General features: G+C 64.2%; 11 protein-coding genes. 4 read left to right on the top strand and 7 right to left on the bottom strand.

The window, feature by feature from the left end:
* Positions 1-29: 29 nt before the first annotated feature.
* The 4 genes from JFU57_RS27360 to JFU57_RS27345 all read left to right on the top strand — a co-directional run bounded on the left by JFU57_RS27360 (position 30) and on the right by JFU57_RS27345 (position 3,488).
* Positions 30-416 (top strand): RidA family protein, encoded by a 387-nt coding sequence (locus JFU57_RS27360; RefSeq protein WP_020295176.1) that lies wholly within the window; start codon positions 30-32, stop codon positions 414-416.
* A 66-nt stretch (positions 417-482) separates the two neighbouring features.
* Complete coding sequence (locus JFU57_RS27355; RefSeq protein WP_201131453.1) at positions 483-1,247, top strand: IclR family transcriptional regulator; 765 nt, start codon at positions 483-485, stop codon at positions 1,245-1,247.
* Positions 1,248-1,294: 47 nt separating this feature from the next.
* Entirely contained in the window at positions 1,295-2,512 is a 1,218-nt protein-coding gene (locus JFU57_RS27350; RefSeq protein ID WP_201131452.1) for an amino acid deaminase, read from the top strand.
* Between the two features lie 67 nt (positions 2,513-2,579).
* Positions 2,580-3,488: a sugar kinase gene (locus JFU57_RS27345; RefSeq protein WP_201131451.1), complete on the top strand. Its 909-nt coding sequence runs from the start codon at positions 2,580-2,582 to the stop codon at positions 3,486-3,488.
* Positions 3,489-3,541: 53 nt separating this feature from the next.
* Here JFU57_RS27345 and JFU57_RS27340 read toward each other — a convergent pair whose 3' ends face one another.
* From JFU57_RS27340 to JFU57_RS27310, 7 genes are all read right to left on the bottom strand, one after another.
* The gene (locus JFU57_RS27340) at positions 3,542-3,817 is read right to left on the bottom strand and encodes a peptidylprolyl isomerase (protein WP_008369722.1); all 276 of its coding nucleotides are present in this window, start codon (positions 3,815-3,817) and stop codon (positions 3,542-3,544) included.
* 52 nt (positions 3,818-3,869) lie between these two features.
* Positions 3,870-6,407 (bottom strand): PAS domain-containing hybrid sensor histidine kinase/response regulator, encoded by a 2,538-nt coding sequence (locus JFU57_RS27335; RefSeq protein ID WP_201131450.1) that lies wholly within the window; start codon positions 6,405-6,407, stop codon positions 3,870-3,872.
* A gap of 290 nt (positions 6,408-6,697) precedes the next feature.
* Positions 6,698-8,653: an acetoacetate--CoA ligase gene (locus JFU57_RS27330; protein WP_201131449.1), complete on the bottom strand. Its 1,956-nt coding sequence runs from the start codon at positions 8,651-8,653 to the stop codon at positions 6,698-6,700.
* A 201-nt stretch (positions 8,654-8,854) separates the two neighbouring features.
* A complete protein-coding gene (gene hbdH / locus JFU57_RS27325) occupies positions 8,855-9,628 on the bottom strand; it encodes a 3-hydroxybutyrate dehydrogenase (protein WP_078468817.1) in 774 nt (257 codons plus the stop codon).
* Between the two features lie 7 nt (positions 9,629-9,635).
* Positions 9,636-11,027 (bottom strand): GntP family permease, encoded by a 1,392-nt coding sequence (locus JFU57_RS27320; protein WP_020295169.1) that lies wholly within the window; start codon positions 11,025-11,027, stop codon positions 9,636-9,638.
* A gap of 331 nt (positions 11,028-11,358) precedes the next feature.
* Positions 11,359-12,777, bottom strand: coding sequence for a sigma-54 interaction domain-containing protein (locus tag JFU57_RS27315; protein WP_078468819.1), 1,419 nt, complete (start codon positions 12,775-12,777; stop codon positions 11,359-11,361).
* 112 nt (positions 12,778-12,889) lie between these two features.
* Positions 12,890-14,464, bottom strand: a complete 1,575-nt coding sequence (locus JFU57_RS27310; protein WP_078468820.1) for an ABC transporter ATP-binding protein — start codon at positions 14,462-14,464, stop codon at positions 12,890-12,892.
* Positions 14,465-14,494 lie beyond the last annotated feature (30 nt).

The raw sequence follows: 14,494 nt of genomic DNA, 5'->3' as shown, positions 1-14,494 counted from the left end.
CAACTGCCTTTCAAACAGGAGAAGTACCCATGAGCATTACTCGTTACGGCACCGGCAGCACCGCTGGAGGCGGTCAGCCTCGTCCTTTCGCCCGCGCCGTGGAGGCCGATGGCTGGCTGCACGTGTCGGGGCAGGTGCCGGCCCTGGACGGTGAGATCATCACCGGCGGGATCGTCGAGCAGACCCGGCAGACCATGCGCAACCTGGTGGCGATCCTGGAGGAGGCCGGGTATGGCCTGGAGGACGTGGTGCGGGTTGGCGTGTGGCTGGAGGATCCGCGGGATTTCTGGAGTTTCAACAAGGTGTTTGGCGAGTATTTCAAGCCCGAACATGCACCGGCCCGGGCCTGCGTGCAGGCCAATATGATGGTGGATTGCAAGGTCGAGATTGATTGCGTTGCTTACAAGAAGCGCTAAGTGCTCTGCCACACGTGGCAAGTGAGGATAGAGTGAGCGACCAATTTCCAGGGGAATGCCAGATAGATGACTGAAGACACCATCAAGCGCCGGGCCAAGGGCCTGGATCGGGCGTTCGATATTCTTGATTTCCTCAAGGAGATCGGCCAGCCGTTGCGCCCCAACGATATCGCCAACGGCATCGGCAGCCCCAAGTCCACGGTCTACGAGCTGGTGGCGTCCTTGCTGGAGCGGCGGATTCTGGAGCCGGTGGGCAAGGATGGGCATGTGTACCTGGGCCGCCAGTTGTACTTTCTCGGCCAGGCCCATTTGCGCCATTTCGACCTGAGCCGCGAGGCCGATCAGGCCTTGCAGGACATCGTCAGCCAGACCCGTGAAACCGCGCAGATGTGCCTGCTCAATGGGCGTAAATACACCGTGGCGCTGATGAAGGAGGGCGAGCGGCATTTCCGTATTTCCTCGGACATCGGCGAGAACGCACCGATTCCCTGGACCGCATCCGGGCGGCTGCTGCTGGGGCATTTGAGCGATGCGCAGATTGTCGATCTGATCGATGAGCGGGACTTCATCCTCCCCGACGGTGAACGTCTGCCCCTGGAGACGTTCCTCAAGCAAATCCGCCAGGCCACCGAGGAGGGGTTCTTTTCCTTCGACAGCGTGGCCGACACCTTCACCCACTGCTTTGCCGCGCCGGTGCGGGATGAGCGCGGGGTATGCATCTGCACCCTGTGCATCGTCGCGCCCCGGGCCGACGCCCAGACCCATTACCAGGAATACCGCCGGGTGCTGATCGACAGCGCCAACCGTCTGGCCCGGCGTATCAACGATTAATGCTGTCCTGCGGCTGTGCGCAGCCGCCTTGAGTAAGGAGTGCCAACATGTCTTCCGTTTTTGATCTGCCGCTGGTGGAAAAGGGTGCCGCTGCCAAGGGCGCGAGTCTGTTGCAGGACGTCAGCCTGCCGGCCCTGGTGCTGCACCGCGAGGCGCTGGAGCACAACATCCGCTGGATGCAGAAGTTCGTCAGCGACAGCGGCGCCGAGCTCGCGCCCCATGGCAAGACCAGCATGATGCCGGGCTTGTTCCAGCGTCAGCTGGAAGCCGGCGCCTGGGGCATCACCCTGGCCACCGCCACCCAGACCCGTGCCGCCTACGCCCATGGCGTGCGCCGGGTGTTGATGGCTAACCAGCTGGTAGGCGCGCCGAACATGGCGCTGATCGCCGAGCTGCTGACGGACCCGGATTTCGACTTTTATTGCATGGTGGATCACCCGGACAGCGTGGCCGACCTGGGGGCGTTTTTCGCCCAGCGCGGGGCAACGCTCAAGGTGATGATCGAGTACGGCGTGGTCGGCGGGCGTTGCGGCTGCCGCAGCGAGCAGGAGGTGCTGGATCTGGCCCGGGCGATCAAGGCGCAGCCGGCCCTGGCCCTGTGCGGTATCGAAGGTTATGAAGGGGTGATCCATGGCGATCAGGCCATCAGTGGCATTCGCCAGTTCGCGGATTCGCTGGTGCGCCTGGCGGTGGACCTGCACAACGACGGATTGTTCGCCATCGAGCGGCCGATCATCACCGCCTCGGGTTCGGCCTGGTACGACCTGATTGCCGAATCCTTCGAGACCCACAACGCCAAGGGGCGTTTCCTCAGTGTGCTGCGCCCGGGCAGTTATGTGGCCCATGACCACGGCATCTATAAAGACGCGCAGTGCTGCGTGCTGGATCGGCGCAGTGACCTGGAGGAAGGCCTGCGCCCGGCCATGGAGGTCTGGGCCCATGTGCAGTCGCTGCCGGAGCCGGGCTTTGCCGTGGTGGCCCTGGGCAAACGCGATGTAGCTTATGACGCCGGCCTGCCGGTGCCACTGCGGCGTTATCGCGCCGGGGCCGAGGCCAGCGCCGGGGATGATGTGGGGGCATGCAAGGTCACGGCGGTGATGGATCAGCATGCGTTTCTCACTGTGGCGCCGGGGGTGGAGCTGCGGATTGGCGACATCATTTCCTTCGGCACTTCCCACCCCTGTTTGACCTTCGATAAATGGCGCACCGGGTTGCTGGTAGATGAGCGCCTGCGAGTGATCGAGAGTCTGGACACCTGCTTCTAGGAGCGGACGGCAACGGTGCGCTCCCTCGGGGCGCACCCTTATCACTTCGGGCGCAGAGGTCCCAAGCATGAACCCAACCCCCCGCATCGCCTGCATCGGCGAATGCATGATCGAGTTGCAACAACGCCACGACGGCAGCCTGCAACAGAGCTTTGGCGGCGATACCTTGAACAGCGCGGTGTACCTGTCCCGGGAGTTGCACGGCCAGGGGCGTGTGGATTACGTCACCGCCCTGGGCGATGACAGTTTCAGTGAGGCCATGTGCCGCAGTTGGGCTGCCGAGGGTATTGGCCTGGAGCGGGTGCAGCGCCTGCCTGGGCGCTTGCCCGGCCTGTACTGCATCCAGACCGATGCCCAGGGCGAGCGACGCTTTTTGTATTGGCGCAATGAGGCGGCGGTACGCGATTGCTTCACCACCCCGGCGGCGGCGCCGATTCTTGCGGCGTTGCCGGGCTATGACGTGCTGTATTTCAGTGGCATCACCCTGGCGGTGCTGGGGCCGGTGGGGCGCGAGAAGTTGCTGGAGGTGTTGATCGAGGCGCGTAAGCGTGGGGCGCGGATTGTCTTCGACAACAACTACCGGCCGCGGTTATGGGCGTCGGTCGAGCAGGCCCGGGCGACGTACCGTGCGGTGTTGCAGCACGTGGACCTGGCGCTGTTGACCCTGGATGACGAGCAGGCGTTGTTTGGGTTTGCCGACAGTGCGGAGGTGTTTGCGGCGTACGCCGATTGTGTGGAAGTGGTGCTCAAGCGCGGCGCCGAACCTTGCCTGATCCGCTGCGCCGGGGAATCTTTCGAGGTGCCAGGGCAGCGGGTGGAAAAGGTTGTGGACACCACGGCAGCAGGGGATTCCTTTAGCGCCGCGTACCTGGCCAGGCGCCTCTTAGGCGGCAGCCCGGTCGACGCCGCAGAGGCCGGACACCGCCTGGCCAGCCAGGTCATCCAGTTCCCCGGCGCCCTGATCCCGCGAAATTAACCTTGTAGCCGCAGCCTTCGGCAGCGGCTACAGGTTTGCAGGGGCTACAAGGGTTAGTCGCGGTAGAAGACTTGCACCAGGTGGTAGCCGAATTTGCTTTTGATGGGGCCGTGCACGGTGCGCAGGGGCTTTTTGAAGATGACCTGGTCGATGGCGCCGACCATCTGCCCAGGCCGTACTTCGCCCAGGTCGCCGCCGCGTTTGCCGGAGGGGCAGGTGGAGAACTTCTTGGCCAGCACATCGAAGGCTTCGCCCTTGGCGATGCGTTGCTTGAGTTGCTCGGCCTCTTCGGCAGTTTTCACCAGGATATGGCGGGCTTGGGCTTTCATCGGGCAGTTACCTTGGAACGGTGCGGACGGCGGCCGCGGATTATGCCTGAAATCAACCGGGCTGACTGATCATCTGGCGAATCTTCTGGGCCAGGTCGTCGATGGAAAACGGCTTGGCCATCAGGTCCATGCCGGCTTCGAGAAAGCCCTGGCGCTCGGCGGCCTTTTCCGCGTAACCGGTCATAAACAGCACCTTGAGCTGCGGCCGCTGTTGCCGCGCGATCTCCGCCAACTGGCGGCCATTCATCCCCGGCAGGCCGACGTCGGTCACCAGCAGGTCAACGCGGATCGGCGACTCCAGCAGCGGCAGCGCGCTCTTGGCGTCTTCGGCCTCGAACGCGGTGTAGCCCAGTTCCCCGAGCACATTGAGTACCAGCATGCGCACTGCCGGGTCGTCCTCGACCACCACCACGGTTTCGCCGGCCATGGCGCAGGGGGCCTCGCCGTTGCCGTCGGTTACCGGTTTTTCCTCGGGGGCGGCATACAGCCGAGGCAGGTACAGGCGCACGCTGGTGCCCTGGTTGGGTTCGCTGGTGATGGTCACGTGGCCGCCCGACTGCTGGGCAAAGCCATAGATCATCGACAGCCCCAGGCCCGTGCCCTGACCAATGGGTTTGGTGGTGAAAAACGGATCGAAAGCCTTGGCCAGCACGCGCGGGCTCATGCCGGCACCGTTGTCGCTGACGCCGAGCATCACGTAGTCGCCGGCCTTGACCGGCTCCAGGGTGCGGATGTCGCTGCCGTCGAGGTAGCTGTTGGCGGTTTCGATCAGCAGCTCGCCGCCGTGGGGCATGGCGTCGCGGGCGTTGATCACCAGGTTCAGCAGGGCGTTTTCCAGCTGGCTGGCATCGGTGTTGACCGGCCACACACCCTCGCCCAGCGCCAGCTTGAGCTCGATGTGCTCGCCCTTGGTGTGGTTGAACAGCTCTTGCAGTGACTGCACCAGCTGGTTCGGGTCCAGGGGCTGGCGGTCCAGGGACTGGCGCCGGGAGAACGCCAGCAAGCGATGGGTGAGGGCGGCGGCGCGCTTGGCCGAGGACACCGCGGCCTCGGTAAAACGGCCGATCTCGGCGCTGCGGCCGTTGTCGATATAGCGCTGCATCAGGTCGAGGCTGCCGATGATGCCGGTCAGCATATTGTTGAAGTCATGGGCGATGCCGCCGGTGAGCTGACCCACGGCTTCCATCTTCTGCGCGTGGCGCAACGCTTCTTCGGCGCGCTCGCGTTCGAACATCTCGCTCTGCAAGCGCTGGTTGGCGGTGGCCAGGGCCTGGGTGCGTTCGTTGACCCGCTCTTCAAGGGTCTCGTTGAGGTTGCGCAGGGCCTCTTCGGTTTGCCGACGCTCGGTCTCGTCGATCACGAAAATATAAAACCCGTTGATCGCCCCATCGGCGCTGTAGCGCGGCAGGTATTTCATCAGTGCATGCCGTGGGCGGCCGTCGCGATGAGGCGAGTCGGCCTCGAAGCTGCACGGGGTGCCCGTGAGCGCGGCGCTGATCTGCTCGACGCGGGTGGCGTAGATCTCGTCGCCGATCACCTCGCGGATGCTCTTGCCGTACAGCTCTTGCGGGGTCAGGCCGTACCAGTCGAGGTAGGCGCTGTTGTTCAGGCGAAAGCGTTCGTCGCGGTCGACGTAGCCGATCAGCACCGGCATGGCGTTGATGATCAGCTGCAGCTCGGTCTGGCTCTGGCGCAGCGCCTGTTCCATCTGCTTGCGTTCGGTAAGGTCCAGGGCGGCACCGAGAAAACGCGTCGGCCGACCGTGGTGGTCCTTGTAGCAACGGCCCCGGGCAAACACCCAGCGCACCTGACCGTCGGCCAGTTGCAGGCGGTATTCCTCGGCGTATTCGGTGCCGTGGGTAATGCAGTGCTTGATGCTGCGCGCCACCATGCCGCGGTCTTCGGGGTGCACGCCGTTGAGGTAGTCGCTGATGGGCAATTGCCCGGCCTGCAATGGATCGATGCTGTGCAACTGGGCGAAGTGCGCATCGGCGATAAAGCGGTCGTCGCCGATGTTCCAGTCCCAGGTGCCCACCGCGTCGGTGGCGGCCAGGGCCAGTTGCAGGCGCTCTTCGGTTTCGTGCTGGGCCTTGAGGCTGGCCTCGGAGCGCTGCTTGAGTTCGAGGGCGATGCGCCGGCGTTCGCTGGTTTCGATGGCGGTGATCAGCACCCCGGCCACTTCGCCGCGCTCGTCGCGGATCGGGCTGTAGGTCAGGTCGAGCCACAGGTCGGACTCGCGACCGCCGTTTTGCAGGGTAAAGCGTTGTTCATTGAAGCTGCGCACCTGGCCCTTGAGTACGGCGCTGTAGATGGGCGCGGTGAACTCCTTGAGCTCCGGCCAGGCCAGGTCCACCGGTTTGCCGAAGGCCTGGGGGTGCTTGTTGCCCGCCAGCAGGGCAAAGCCGTCGTTGTAGATTTGCGTCAGTTGTTCGCCCCACAGCAGCATCATCGGCATCGGCGAGTGGATCACGATGTCCACTGCGGTGCGCAGGCTTTGCGGCCATTGGCCGGCTGCCCCCAGGGGGGTGGTGGTCCAGTCCAGCCGAGCAATCAGGGTTTCGGCTTCGCGGGCATTGGGGGAGACGTTCATGTCAGGGATCCTGGGGTGAAGCTTGATTCTAGAGCCGTGTCAGCAGAGGCATGCAAGCAGTAGACGGCTGGCACTTCAAAAAGTCCCATGCTTGGGGATTTCTATTCAAACGAAGGGGCTCGGTGCCGGTGAGAGGCGTATTTCACTCGTTTTTGCCTCGGATGACCAGTCTAGACAGGTTGCGCGGGATGACGACACCGGCAGAAAGCGTTTTTTGTGCGGGTTCAGGCGGCTCGGGCCAGGAGGTGATACACCTCTCTGGCCCGGCGGTTATCGATGGGCGCCAGGGGTCAGGTGGCCAGTTCCGCGCGGTCGCGAAACTGCTCCAGGGCCTCGGGGTTGGCCAGGGCATCGGTGTTTTTCACCGGCATGCCGTGCACCACGTTGCGCACGGCCAACTCGACGATCTTGCCGCTGATGGTGCGCGGGATGTCGCTGACCTGGAGGATCTTCGCCGGTACATGGCGCGGGGTGGTGTTGGCGCGGATCACCTGGCGGATCTGCTCTTGCAGCGCTGCATCGAGCTGCGCGCCGTCTTGCAGACGCACAAACAGCACCACGCGCACGTCGCCGTCCCACTGTTGGCCGATGGCCAGGCTTTCGCTGACCTGCTGCACTTTTTCCACTTGGCGGTAGATCTCCGCCGTGCCGATGCGCACGCCACCGGGGTTGAGCACCGCGTCCGAGCGGCCATGAATCAGCCAGCTGCCGTGGGCCAGTTGCTCAGCGTAGTCGCCCTGGGCCCAGACCCCGGGGAACTGACTGAAATACGAGGCCCGCAGTTTTTCCTGCTGCGGGTCGTTCCACAGGCCGATGGGCATGGCCGGGAAGTGGCGGGTGCAGACCAGCTCGCCCTTTTCGCCGATCACCGGCCGGCCCTGGTCATTCCACACTTCGATGGCCATGCCCAGGCTCTTGCCTTGCATCTCGCCACGGCGCACCGGCTGCAACGGGTTGCCGATGACAAAGCAGGAAACGATATCGGTGCCGCCCGACATCGAGGCCAGGCACAGCTCCTGTTTCAGTTCGCGGTACACGTAGTCGTAGCTTTGCGGCGACAGCGGCGAGCCGGTGCAGAGCAGGGTCTTGAGGCTGCCCAGGTCATGGCTGAGGCGCGGTTGCAGGCCGGCCTTTTCCAGGGCTGCGAGGTATTTGGGGCTGGTACCGAAAACACTGATGGCTTCCTGGTCGACCAGGTCCAGCAGGTGCTCGGGGCCGGGGTGGAACGGCGAGCCGTCATACAGCACCAGGCTTGCGCCCACCGCCAGGGCCGAGACCAGCCAGTTCCACATCATCCAGCCACAGGTGGTGTAGTAGAACAGCACGTCGCCGGGGCCGAGGTCGGTGTTCAGGCCGTGCTCCTTGGCGTGTTGCAGGAGCACGCCGCCGGTGCTGTGGACGATGCACTTGGGCACGCCGGTGGTGCCGCTGGAATAGAGGATGTACAGCGGGTGGGCGAAAGGCACGGCGACGAATTCAGGCGTGCCGCCGGGGCGGTAGAAGGTGTCCCACAGCGCGACCTTGGCCGGGGTGTGGAAGTCTTCGACCCGGGCTTCGGGGCGCGCGTAGGGCACGATGATCAGCTGTTGCAGGGACGGCAGGCGTTCGAGGATCTCGTTGAGTTTGGCGCTCTGGTCGATGTCCTTGCCGGCGTAGCGGTAACCGGCGCAGGTGATCAGCACTTTGGGTTCGATCTGGCCAAAGCGGTCGATCACCCCCTGGGTGCCGAAGTCCGGCGAAGAGCAGGACCAGATCGCCCCGAGGCTGGTGGTGGCCAGCATGCCGACCAGGGTCTGCCAAGTGTTGGGCATGCACGCCGCCACCCGGTCGCCCAGGCCCACGCCGGCCGCGCGCAGGCTCTGTTGCAGGCCGGCGACATGGGCCGCCAGCTCGGCGTAGGTCAGTTGTTCGCGTTGCCCGTTCTCATTGATCGCCACCACGGCGACCCCGTTATCCCGGCGCTTGAGCAGGTGTTCGGCAAAGTTCAGCGTGGCCCCGGGAAACCATTCGGCGCTGGGCATCTGCGGGCCTTCGCGCAGTACGCACTCGGGCGGGTGCTCAAAGCGCACCTCGAAGAAGTCGACAATCGCCTGCCAGAAGTCCTGGCGCTGGTCGATGCTCCACTGGTGCAGGGACGGGTAATCGTCGAGGGCCAGGTCATGGCGTTGATTGATAAAGCGGCGAAAGGCGTCGATGCGCGTCTTGCCGATGCGCTCGGCGCTGGGTTGCCAGAGAATGTCGGACATGCAAGGCCTCTGTTTCTTCTTATAGGGGGTGGTGCCGTATCGCGTTCGTGGCGAGGGAGCTTGCTCCCGCTGGGGCGCGAAGCGGCCCTGAAACCAGGCAACCGAGACTCAACGACAAAACGCGGTCGTCTGGTGTGCGACCGCTGCGCGGCCGAACGGGAGCAAGCTCCCTCGCCACAGAAAGAGGGAGCGCAGGCAGCGTTACTGCGCCAGCCACCCGCCATCGATGTTCCACGCCGCGCCGCGTACCTGGCTGCCGGCTTCGCTGCATAAAAATAGCACCAACTCACCCAGGTGAGCCGGGGTCACGAACTCCAGGGACGGCTGTTTTTCTGCCAGCAGGTCATGCTGCGCCTGTTGCGGATCGACGCCGCTGGCCGCGCGGTCGTCGATCTGTTTTTGCACCAGCGGCGTCAGCACCCAGCCGGGGCAGATGGCGTTGCAGGTGACGTTGCTGGTGGCGGTCTCCAGGCCCACCACCTTGGTCAGGCCGATCACCCCGTGCTTGGCCGCGACATAGGCGGCCTTGCCCACCGAACCCACCTGGCCGTGCACCGAGGCAATGTTGATGATTCGCCCCCAGCCCTTGGCGCGCATCCCCGGCAACCCCAGGCGCGTGCTGTGGAACACCGACGACAGGTTGATGGCGATGATCGAGTCCCAGCGCTCCACCGGGAATTCTTCCACCGCCGCCACGTGCTGGATCCCGGCGTTGTTGACCAGGATGTCGACGCCGCCGAACTCACGCTCGGCGTAGGCGAACATTTCGGCGATCTGCGCCGGGTCGCTGACGTCCGCCGGGTGGTGCCCGACCCGGGTGCCGAACTGCGCCACTTCGGCGATTACCTTCGACGCATCGCCGAAGCCGTTGAGGATCAGGTTGGCCCCGGCCTTGGCCAGGCCCAGGGCAATCCCCAGGCCGATGCCGCTGGTGGAACCGGTCACAAGGGCGGTCTTGCCGGAAAGAGTGGTCATCAATACCTCACACAATGCCTGTGGCGTAGAAAGTGGCGATCACGACAAACACCGCCAGCGTCTTGATCAGCGTAATGCAGAAAATGTCTTTGTAGGCTTCGCGGTGGGTCAGCCCGGTCACCGCCAGCAGGGTGATCACTGCGCCGTTGTGGGGCAGGGTGTCCATACCGCCGCTGGCCATGGCGGCCACCCGGTGCAGCACTTCCAGCGGAATGTTGGCGGCGTGGGCCGCGCTGATAAAGCTCTCGGACATGGCCGCCAGAGCGATGCTCATGCCACCCGAGGCCGAACCGGTGATGCCGGCCAGCAGGGTCACGGTGATGGCTTCGTTGACCAGGGGGTTGGGGATGCTTTTCAGCCAGTCCGCCAGGACCAGGAAGCCCGGCAGGGAGGCGATCACTGCGCCAAAACCGTATTCCGAAGCGGTGTTCATGGCCGCCAGCAGCGCGCCGCTGACTGCGCTTTTGCTGCCTTCGGCCAGTTTGCTGCGAATCGCCGAAAAACCGAACGCCAGCACCATCAGGATGCCGATCAACAAGGCGGCCTGCACCGCCCAGATTGCCGTGAGTTTGGCGATCTCGGTGGTCACCGGCGCGGTCATGCCCGGCAGCGCCAGGCTGTGGGTCTTGCCGTACCACAGCGGGATCCAGTGGGTGAACAGCAGGTTCATGATGCCCACCATCAACAGCGGCGAGAGGGCGATCCAGGGGTTGGGCAGTTGGATGTCTTCGGCGGTTTCCGGCTCGTTGCGCAGCTCGGTGCCGTAGCCTTCACCGGCTTTCTGCGCCTTGTTGCGCTGGCGCTGGAGGAACAGCATGCCGGCGCAGAACACGAAGATGGTGCCGATCACCCCCAGCCACGGCGCGGCCCAGGCGGTGGTGTTGAAGAAGGTGCTGGGGATGATGTTCTGGATCTGCGGCGTGCCGGGCAGGGCGTCCATGGTGAAGGAAAACGCGCCCAGGGCGATGGTGGCCGGGATCAGGCGCTTGGGGATGTTGCTCTGGCGGAACATCTCGGCGGCGAACGGGTAGACCGCAAACACCACCACAAACAGCGAAACGCCGCCGTAGGTCAGCAGGGCGCACACCAGCACGATCACCAGCATGGCCTGGCGGGTGCCCAGGAGGCGGATGGCTGCCGCGACGATGGAGCGGGAAAAGCCCGACAGCTCGATCAGCTTGCCGAACACCGCGCCCAGCAGGAACACCGGGAAGTAGAGTTTGATAAAGCCGACCATCTTCTCCATGAACACCCCGGTAAAGGCGGGCGCCACGGCGGACGGGTCGGTCAGCAGCACCGCACCGAGGGCGGCAATGGGGGCAAACAGGATGACGCTGTAGCCACGGTAGGCAGCCAGCATCAGCAGCGCCAGGGCTGCCAGGGCAATGATCACACTCATGGTGTGTCTCTCCAGAGTTGTTATTTTTGTGGGGTGTTGCGTGTGGAGAGGCGTATAGCGAGAACTGTGCCATTTACATAACATGTTGAAAAATAATGATATTTTTATAATTTTAGGCGATGAAGCCTGAGCTGGTCTCTGGTTAGAGACAGTGTGGCGAGGGAGCTTGCTCCCGCTGGACCGGGCTGGCGCTCCAGTGCGCAGCACTCCCAGACCACCGGGTGGCATCAGAAAGACCGCGATGGCGGGGTTTGGGGCCGCGGGGCGGCCCAGCGGGAGCAAGCTCCCTCGCCACAAGAGCGGTTGTCTCTTTATCGGGACTTTTGTCTCGTTATTGAGACTCGGCAATTCCCAGTGCTGCCATCTTTTTGTACAAGGTCGAGCGTCCCAGCCCCAGGCGCCGGGCCGCTTCATCCACCTTGCCGGCGCATTGCGCCAGGGTGTTGCTGATCAGTTGCCGATCGAACCGTTCCCGGGCGGCGGCAAAGGTTTCCTGGGGTTGCGCCTCGATCATCTGCGGGACGGCATCCCGTGGCAGCGGGCTGAAGTTGCCGATGGCCGCCCGAATATCCCCGGCATTGAGCATCAGTTTGTCGCTCAGCAGCGCGGCCCGTTCCAGCACATTGCGCAACTCGCGAATATTGCCCGGCCAGCCATGCTGACCCAGCAGGGCTAGCGCCTCGCGGTCCAGTTCATGCTGGCTGCGCAGTTCTTCGAGAATGCCTTCGCTCAGGGCCGGCAGATCGTCCAGGCGCTCGCGCAGGGCGGGCACCTGGATCGGCAGCACATTGAGCCGGTAATAGAGGTCGGCGCGAAATTCGCCACGCTTGATGGCGGCCTCGAGGTCGGTGGAGGTGGCGGCGATGATCCGCACATCACTCTGGATCACCTCATTGGAGCCCACCGGTTCGAATTCCTTTTCCTGCAACACCCGCAGCAGCTTGCTTTGCAGGGGCAGGGGCATGTCGCCGATTTCATCGAGGAACAGGGTGCCGCCCTGGGCGATCTGCAATTTGCCGGAGCGGCCCTTGCGGTCGGCGCCGGTGAAGGCTCCGGGGGCGGTGCCGAAGAACTCCGCTTCCAGCAGGGCTTCGGGGATGGCGGCGCTGTTGATGCTGACAAAGGCCTTGTGCGCTCGCGGCGAGGCAGCGTGGATGGCCTGGGCCAGCAGTTCTTTGCCGGTGCCGGTTTCACCCAGCAGCAACACCGGGGAGTCGGCGCTGGCGCTGCGCCGGGCGCGGCGCTTGACCTCAAGGCTGGCGGCGCTGGTGCCGATGAAGTGGGCGAAGTTGTACTTGGTCTGCCGCGAGCGCAGCAGGGAGCGGGTCGAGGCCAGCTCTTCCTGCATGCTCAGGTAGCGCTTGAGCATGGGCGACAGGCTGCGCAGTTCATCGAACAGGGCAAAGCCGATGGCGCCGATCACGCTGCCGGCGGCGTCGTGGATCGGCAGGCGCATCACCACCAGCGGCTCCTTGGGGGTGTCTTGCATGTCCAGCAGGATCGGGCGCCCGGTGCGCACCACCTCCCGCAACAGGCTGCCGGGGATCACGCTTTCGCAGGCCTTGCCGATGGCGAAGGCGGCTGATTCCAGGCCAAAACGCCGGGCATAACGCTCGTTCATCCACACGATATTGGCGTCGCGGTCGACAATCACCGTGCCCTCGCTGGACTGCTCGATGATCTCGAACAGCGAACGGATCGCCAATTGGCGCACCCGCTGATAATCCTTGAGGTTTTCGCTGTCGTTCATGCTGGCATCCAGAAAATGTGCGCCCGGGATTATGCCCGATGATTCAAACCCTGTAGTCGCTGCCTCGTGCCTCGGCAGCGGCTGCAGCAACCCTCTTGTAGTTGTGGGGCAATTATCCGGGCTGCGCAGCAGCCAGCAGTTCCTGGGTGTACGGGTGCTGGGGAGCTTCGAACACCTCGTGGCTGGGGCCTTGTTCGACGACTTTGCCGTCCTTGATCACGATCATGTCGTGGGCCAGGGCGCGGACCACGGCCAGGTCGTGGCTGATAAACAGGTAGGTCAGGCCGTGTTTTTCCTGCAAGTGGCGCAGCAGCGCCACCACTTGCTTTTGCACCGTGCGGTCCAGGGCCGAGGTCGGTTCGTCGAGCAGGATCAGCGCCGGTTTCAATACGAGGGCGCGGGCGATGGCAATGCGCTGGCGCTGGCCGCCGGAAAACTCGTGGGGGTAGCGATGGCGGCTGGCGGGGTCCAGGCCGACCTCCTGCAGCACCTGGATCACCTGCGCTTCGCATTGCCTGGCGGTCGACTGGCTGTGCACCTCCAGCCCTTCGCTGATGATCTGCGCCACCGACATCCGTGGGCTCAGGCTGCCGAAGGGGTCCTGAAACACCACCTGCATCTGCTTGCGCCACGGCCGCAGTTGTTTCTGGGTCAGGCCATCCAGCGCCTGGCCCTGGAAGCGAATGCCACCCTGGGAGTCCAGCAGCCGCAAAATCGCCTGGCCCAGGGTCGATTTGCCCGAGCCCGACTCGCCGACAATCCCCAGGGTCTTGCCTTGCTGCACGCTAAGGCTGATGCCATCCACCGCCCGCAGGTAGTGCTTGCGGCGCAGCAGGCCGCCACCGATCTGGAAGTCGACCCTCAGGTTGTCCACCTCCAGCACCGTTTCCCGAGCATCGAGGCACAGCGCTTCGCCCTCAGGTTCGGCGTTGAGCAACTCGCAGCTGTAAGGATGAGTCGGCGCGCTGAACAGGGTTTCGCAGTCGGCCTGTTCGACGATTTCCCCGGCCTTCATCACGCACACCCGCTGGGCGATGCGTCGCACCAGGTTGAGGTCGTGGCTGATCAGCAGCAGGGACATGCCCAGGCGCTGTTGCAGGGATTTGAGCAGCAGCAGGATCTTGCGCTGCACCGTCACATCGAGGGCGGTGGTGGGTTCGTCGGCGATCAGCAGTTCCGGCTCGCAGGCCAGGGCCATGGCGATCATCACCCGCTGGCGCTGGCCGCCGGAAAGCTGGTGCGGGTAGGCCTTGAGCCGTTCCTGGGGTTTTTGAATGCCCACCAGCTCCAGCAGTTCGAGGATTCGCGCCTGGGCCTGTTTGCCTCCCAGGCCCTTGTGCAGCAGCAAGGTTTCGCCGATCTGTTTCTCGATGCTGTGCAGCGGATTGAGGGAGGTCATGGGCTCCTGGAAGATCATCGCAATGCGATTGCCCCGCAGCTTTTGCAGGGTGGCGGGCTCGGCGCCCAGCAGCTCCTGGCCCCGATAACGCACGCTGCCGGAGCTGCTGCAACCAGTCTGCGGCAGCAGTTGCAGGATCGAGTGTGCGGTCACCGACTTGCCCGAGCCGGACTCGCCCACCAGGGCCAGGCACTCACCGGGGCGGATGTCCAGGCTCAGGTCGCGGACCACCGTCTGCTCGCCGAAGGCGACATTCAGGTGGCGGATTTCGATCAGGTTGTCAGTCATTGCTACAGTCCGCTTCATAAACGTGGATCA

This window comes from Pseudomonas sp. TH07 (assembly GCF_016651285.1).
Classification (GTDB): Bacteria; Pseudomonadota; Gammaproteobacteria; order Pseudomonadales; family Pseudomonadaceae; genus Aquipseudomonas.
The sequence above is the reverse complement of the archived record's forward strand: the minus strand, read 5'-3'. Positions and strand labels throughout refer to the sequence as shown.

Coding starts and splice junctions, on each gene's coding strand:
- JFU57_RS27310 (WP_078468820.1), bottom strand. CDS start 14,464: ATGACTGACAACCTGATCGAAATCCGCCACCTGAATGTCGCCTTCGGC.
- JFU57_RS27340 (WP_008369722.1), bottom strand. CDS start 3,817: ATGAAAGCCCAAGCCCGCCATATCCTGGTGAAAACTGCCGAAGAGGCC.
- JFU57_RS27345 (WP_201131451.1), top strand. CDS start 2,580: ATGAACCCAACCCCCCGCATCGCCTGCATCGGCGAATGCATGATCGAG.
- JFU57_RS27315 (WP_078468819.1), bottom strand. CDS start 12,777: ATGAACGACAGCGAAAACCTCAAGGATTATCAGCGGGTGCGCCAATTG.
- JFU57_RS27360 (WP_020295176.1), top strand. CDS start 30: ATGAGCATTACTCGTTACGGCACCGGCAGCACCGCTGGAGGCGGTCAG.
- JFU57_RS27335 (WP_201131450.1), bottom strand. CDS start 6,407: ATGAACGTCTCCCCCAATGCCCGCGAAGCCGAAACCCTGATTGCTCGG.
- hbdH (WP_078468817.1), bottom strand. CDS start 9,628: ATGACCACTCTTTCCGGCAAGACCGCCCTTGTGACCGGTTCCACCAGC.
- JFU57_RS27330 (WP_201131449.1), bottom strand. CDS start 8,653: ATGTCCGACATTCTCTGGCAACCCAGCGCCGAGCGCATCGGCAAGACG.
- JFU57_RS27320 (WP_020295169.1), bottom strand. CDS start 11,027: ATGAGTGTGATCATTGCCCTGGCAGCCCTGGCGCTGCTGATGCTGGCT.
- JFU57_RS27355 (WP_201131453.1), top strand. CDS start 483: ATGACTGAAGACACCATCAAGCGCCGGGCCAAGGGCCTGGATCGGGCG.
- JFU57_RS27350 (WP_201131452.1), top strand. CDS start 1,295: ATGTCTTCCGTTTTTGATCTGCCGCTGGTGGAAAAGGGTGCCGCTGCC.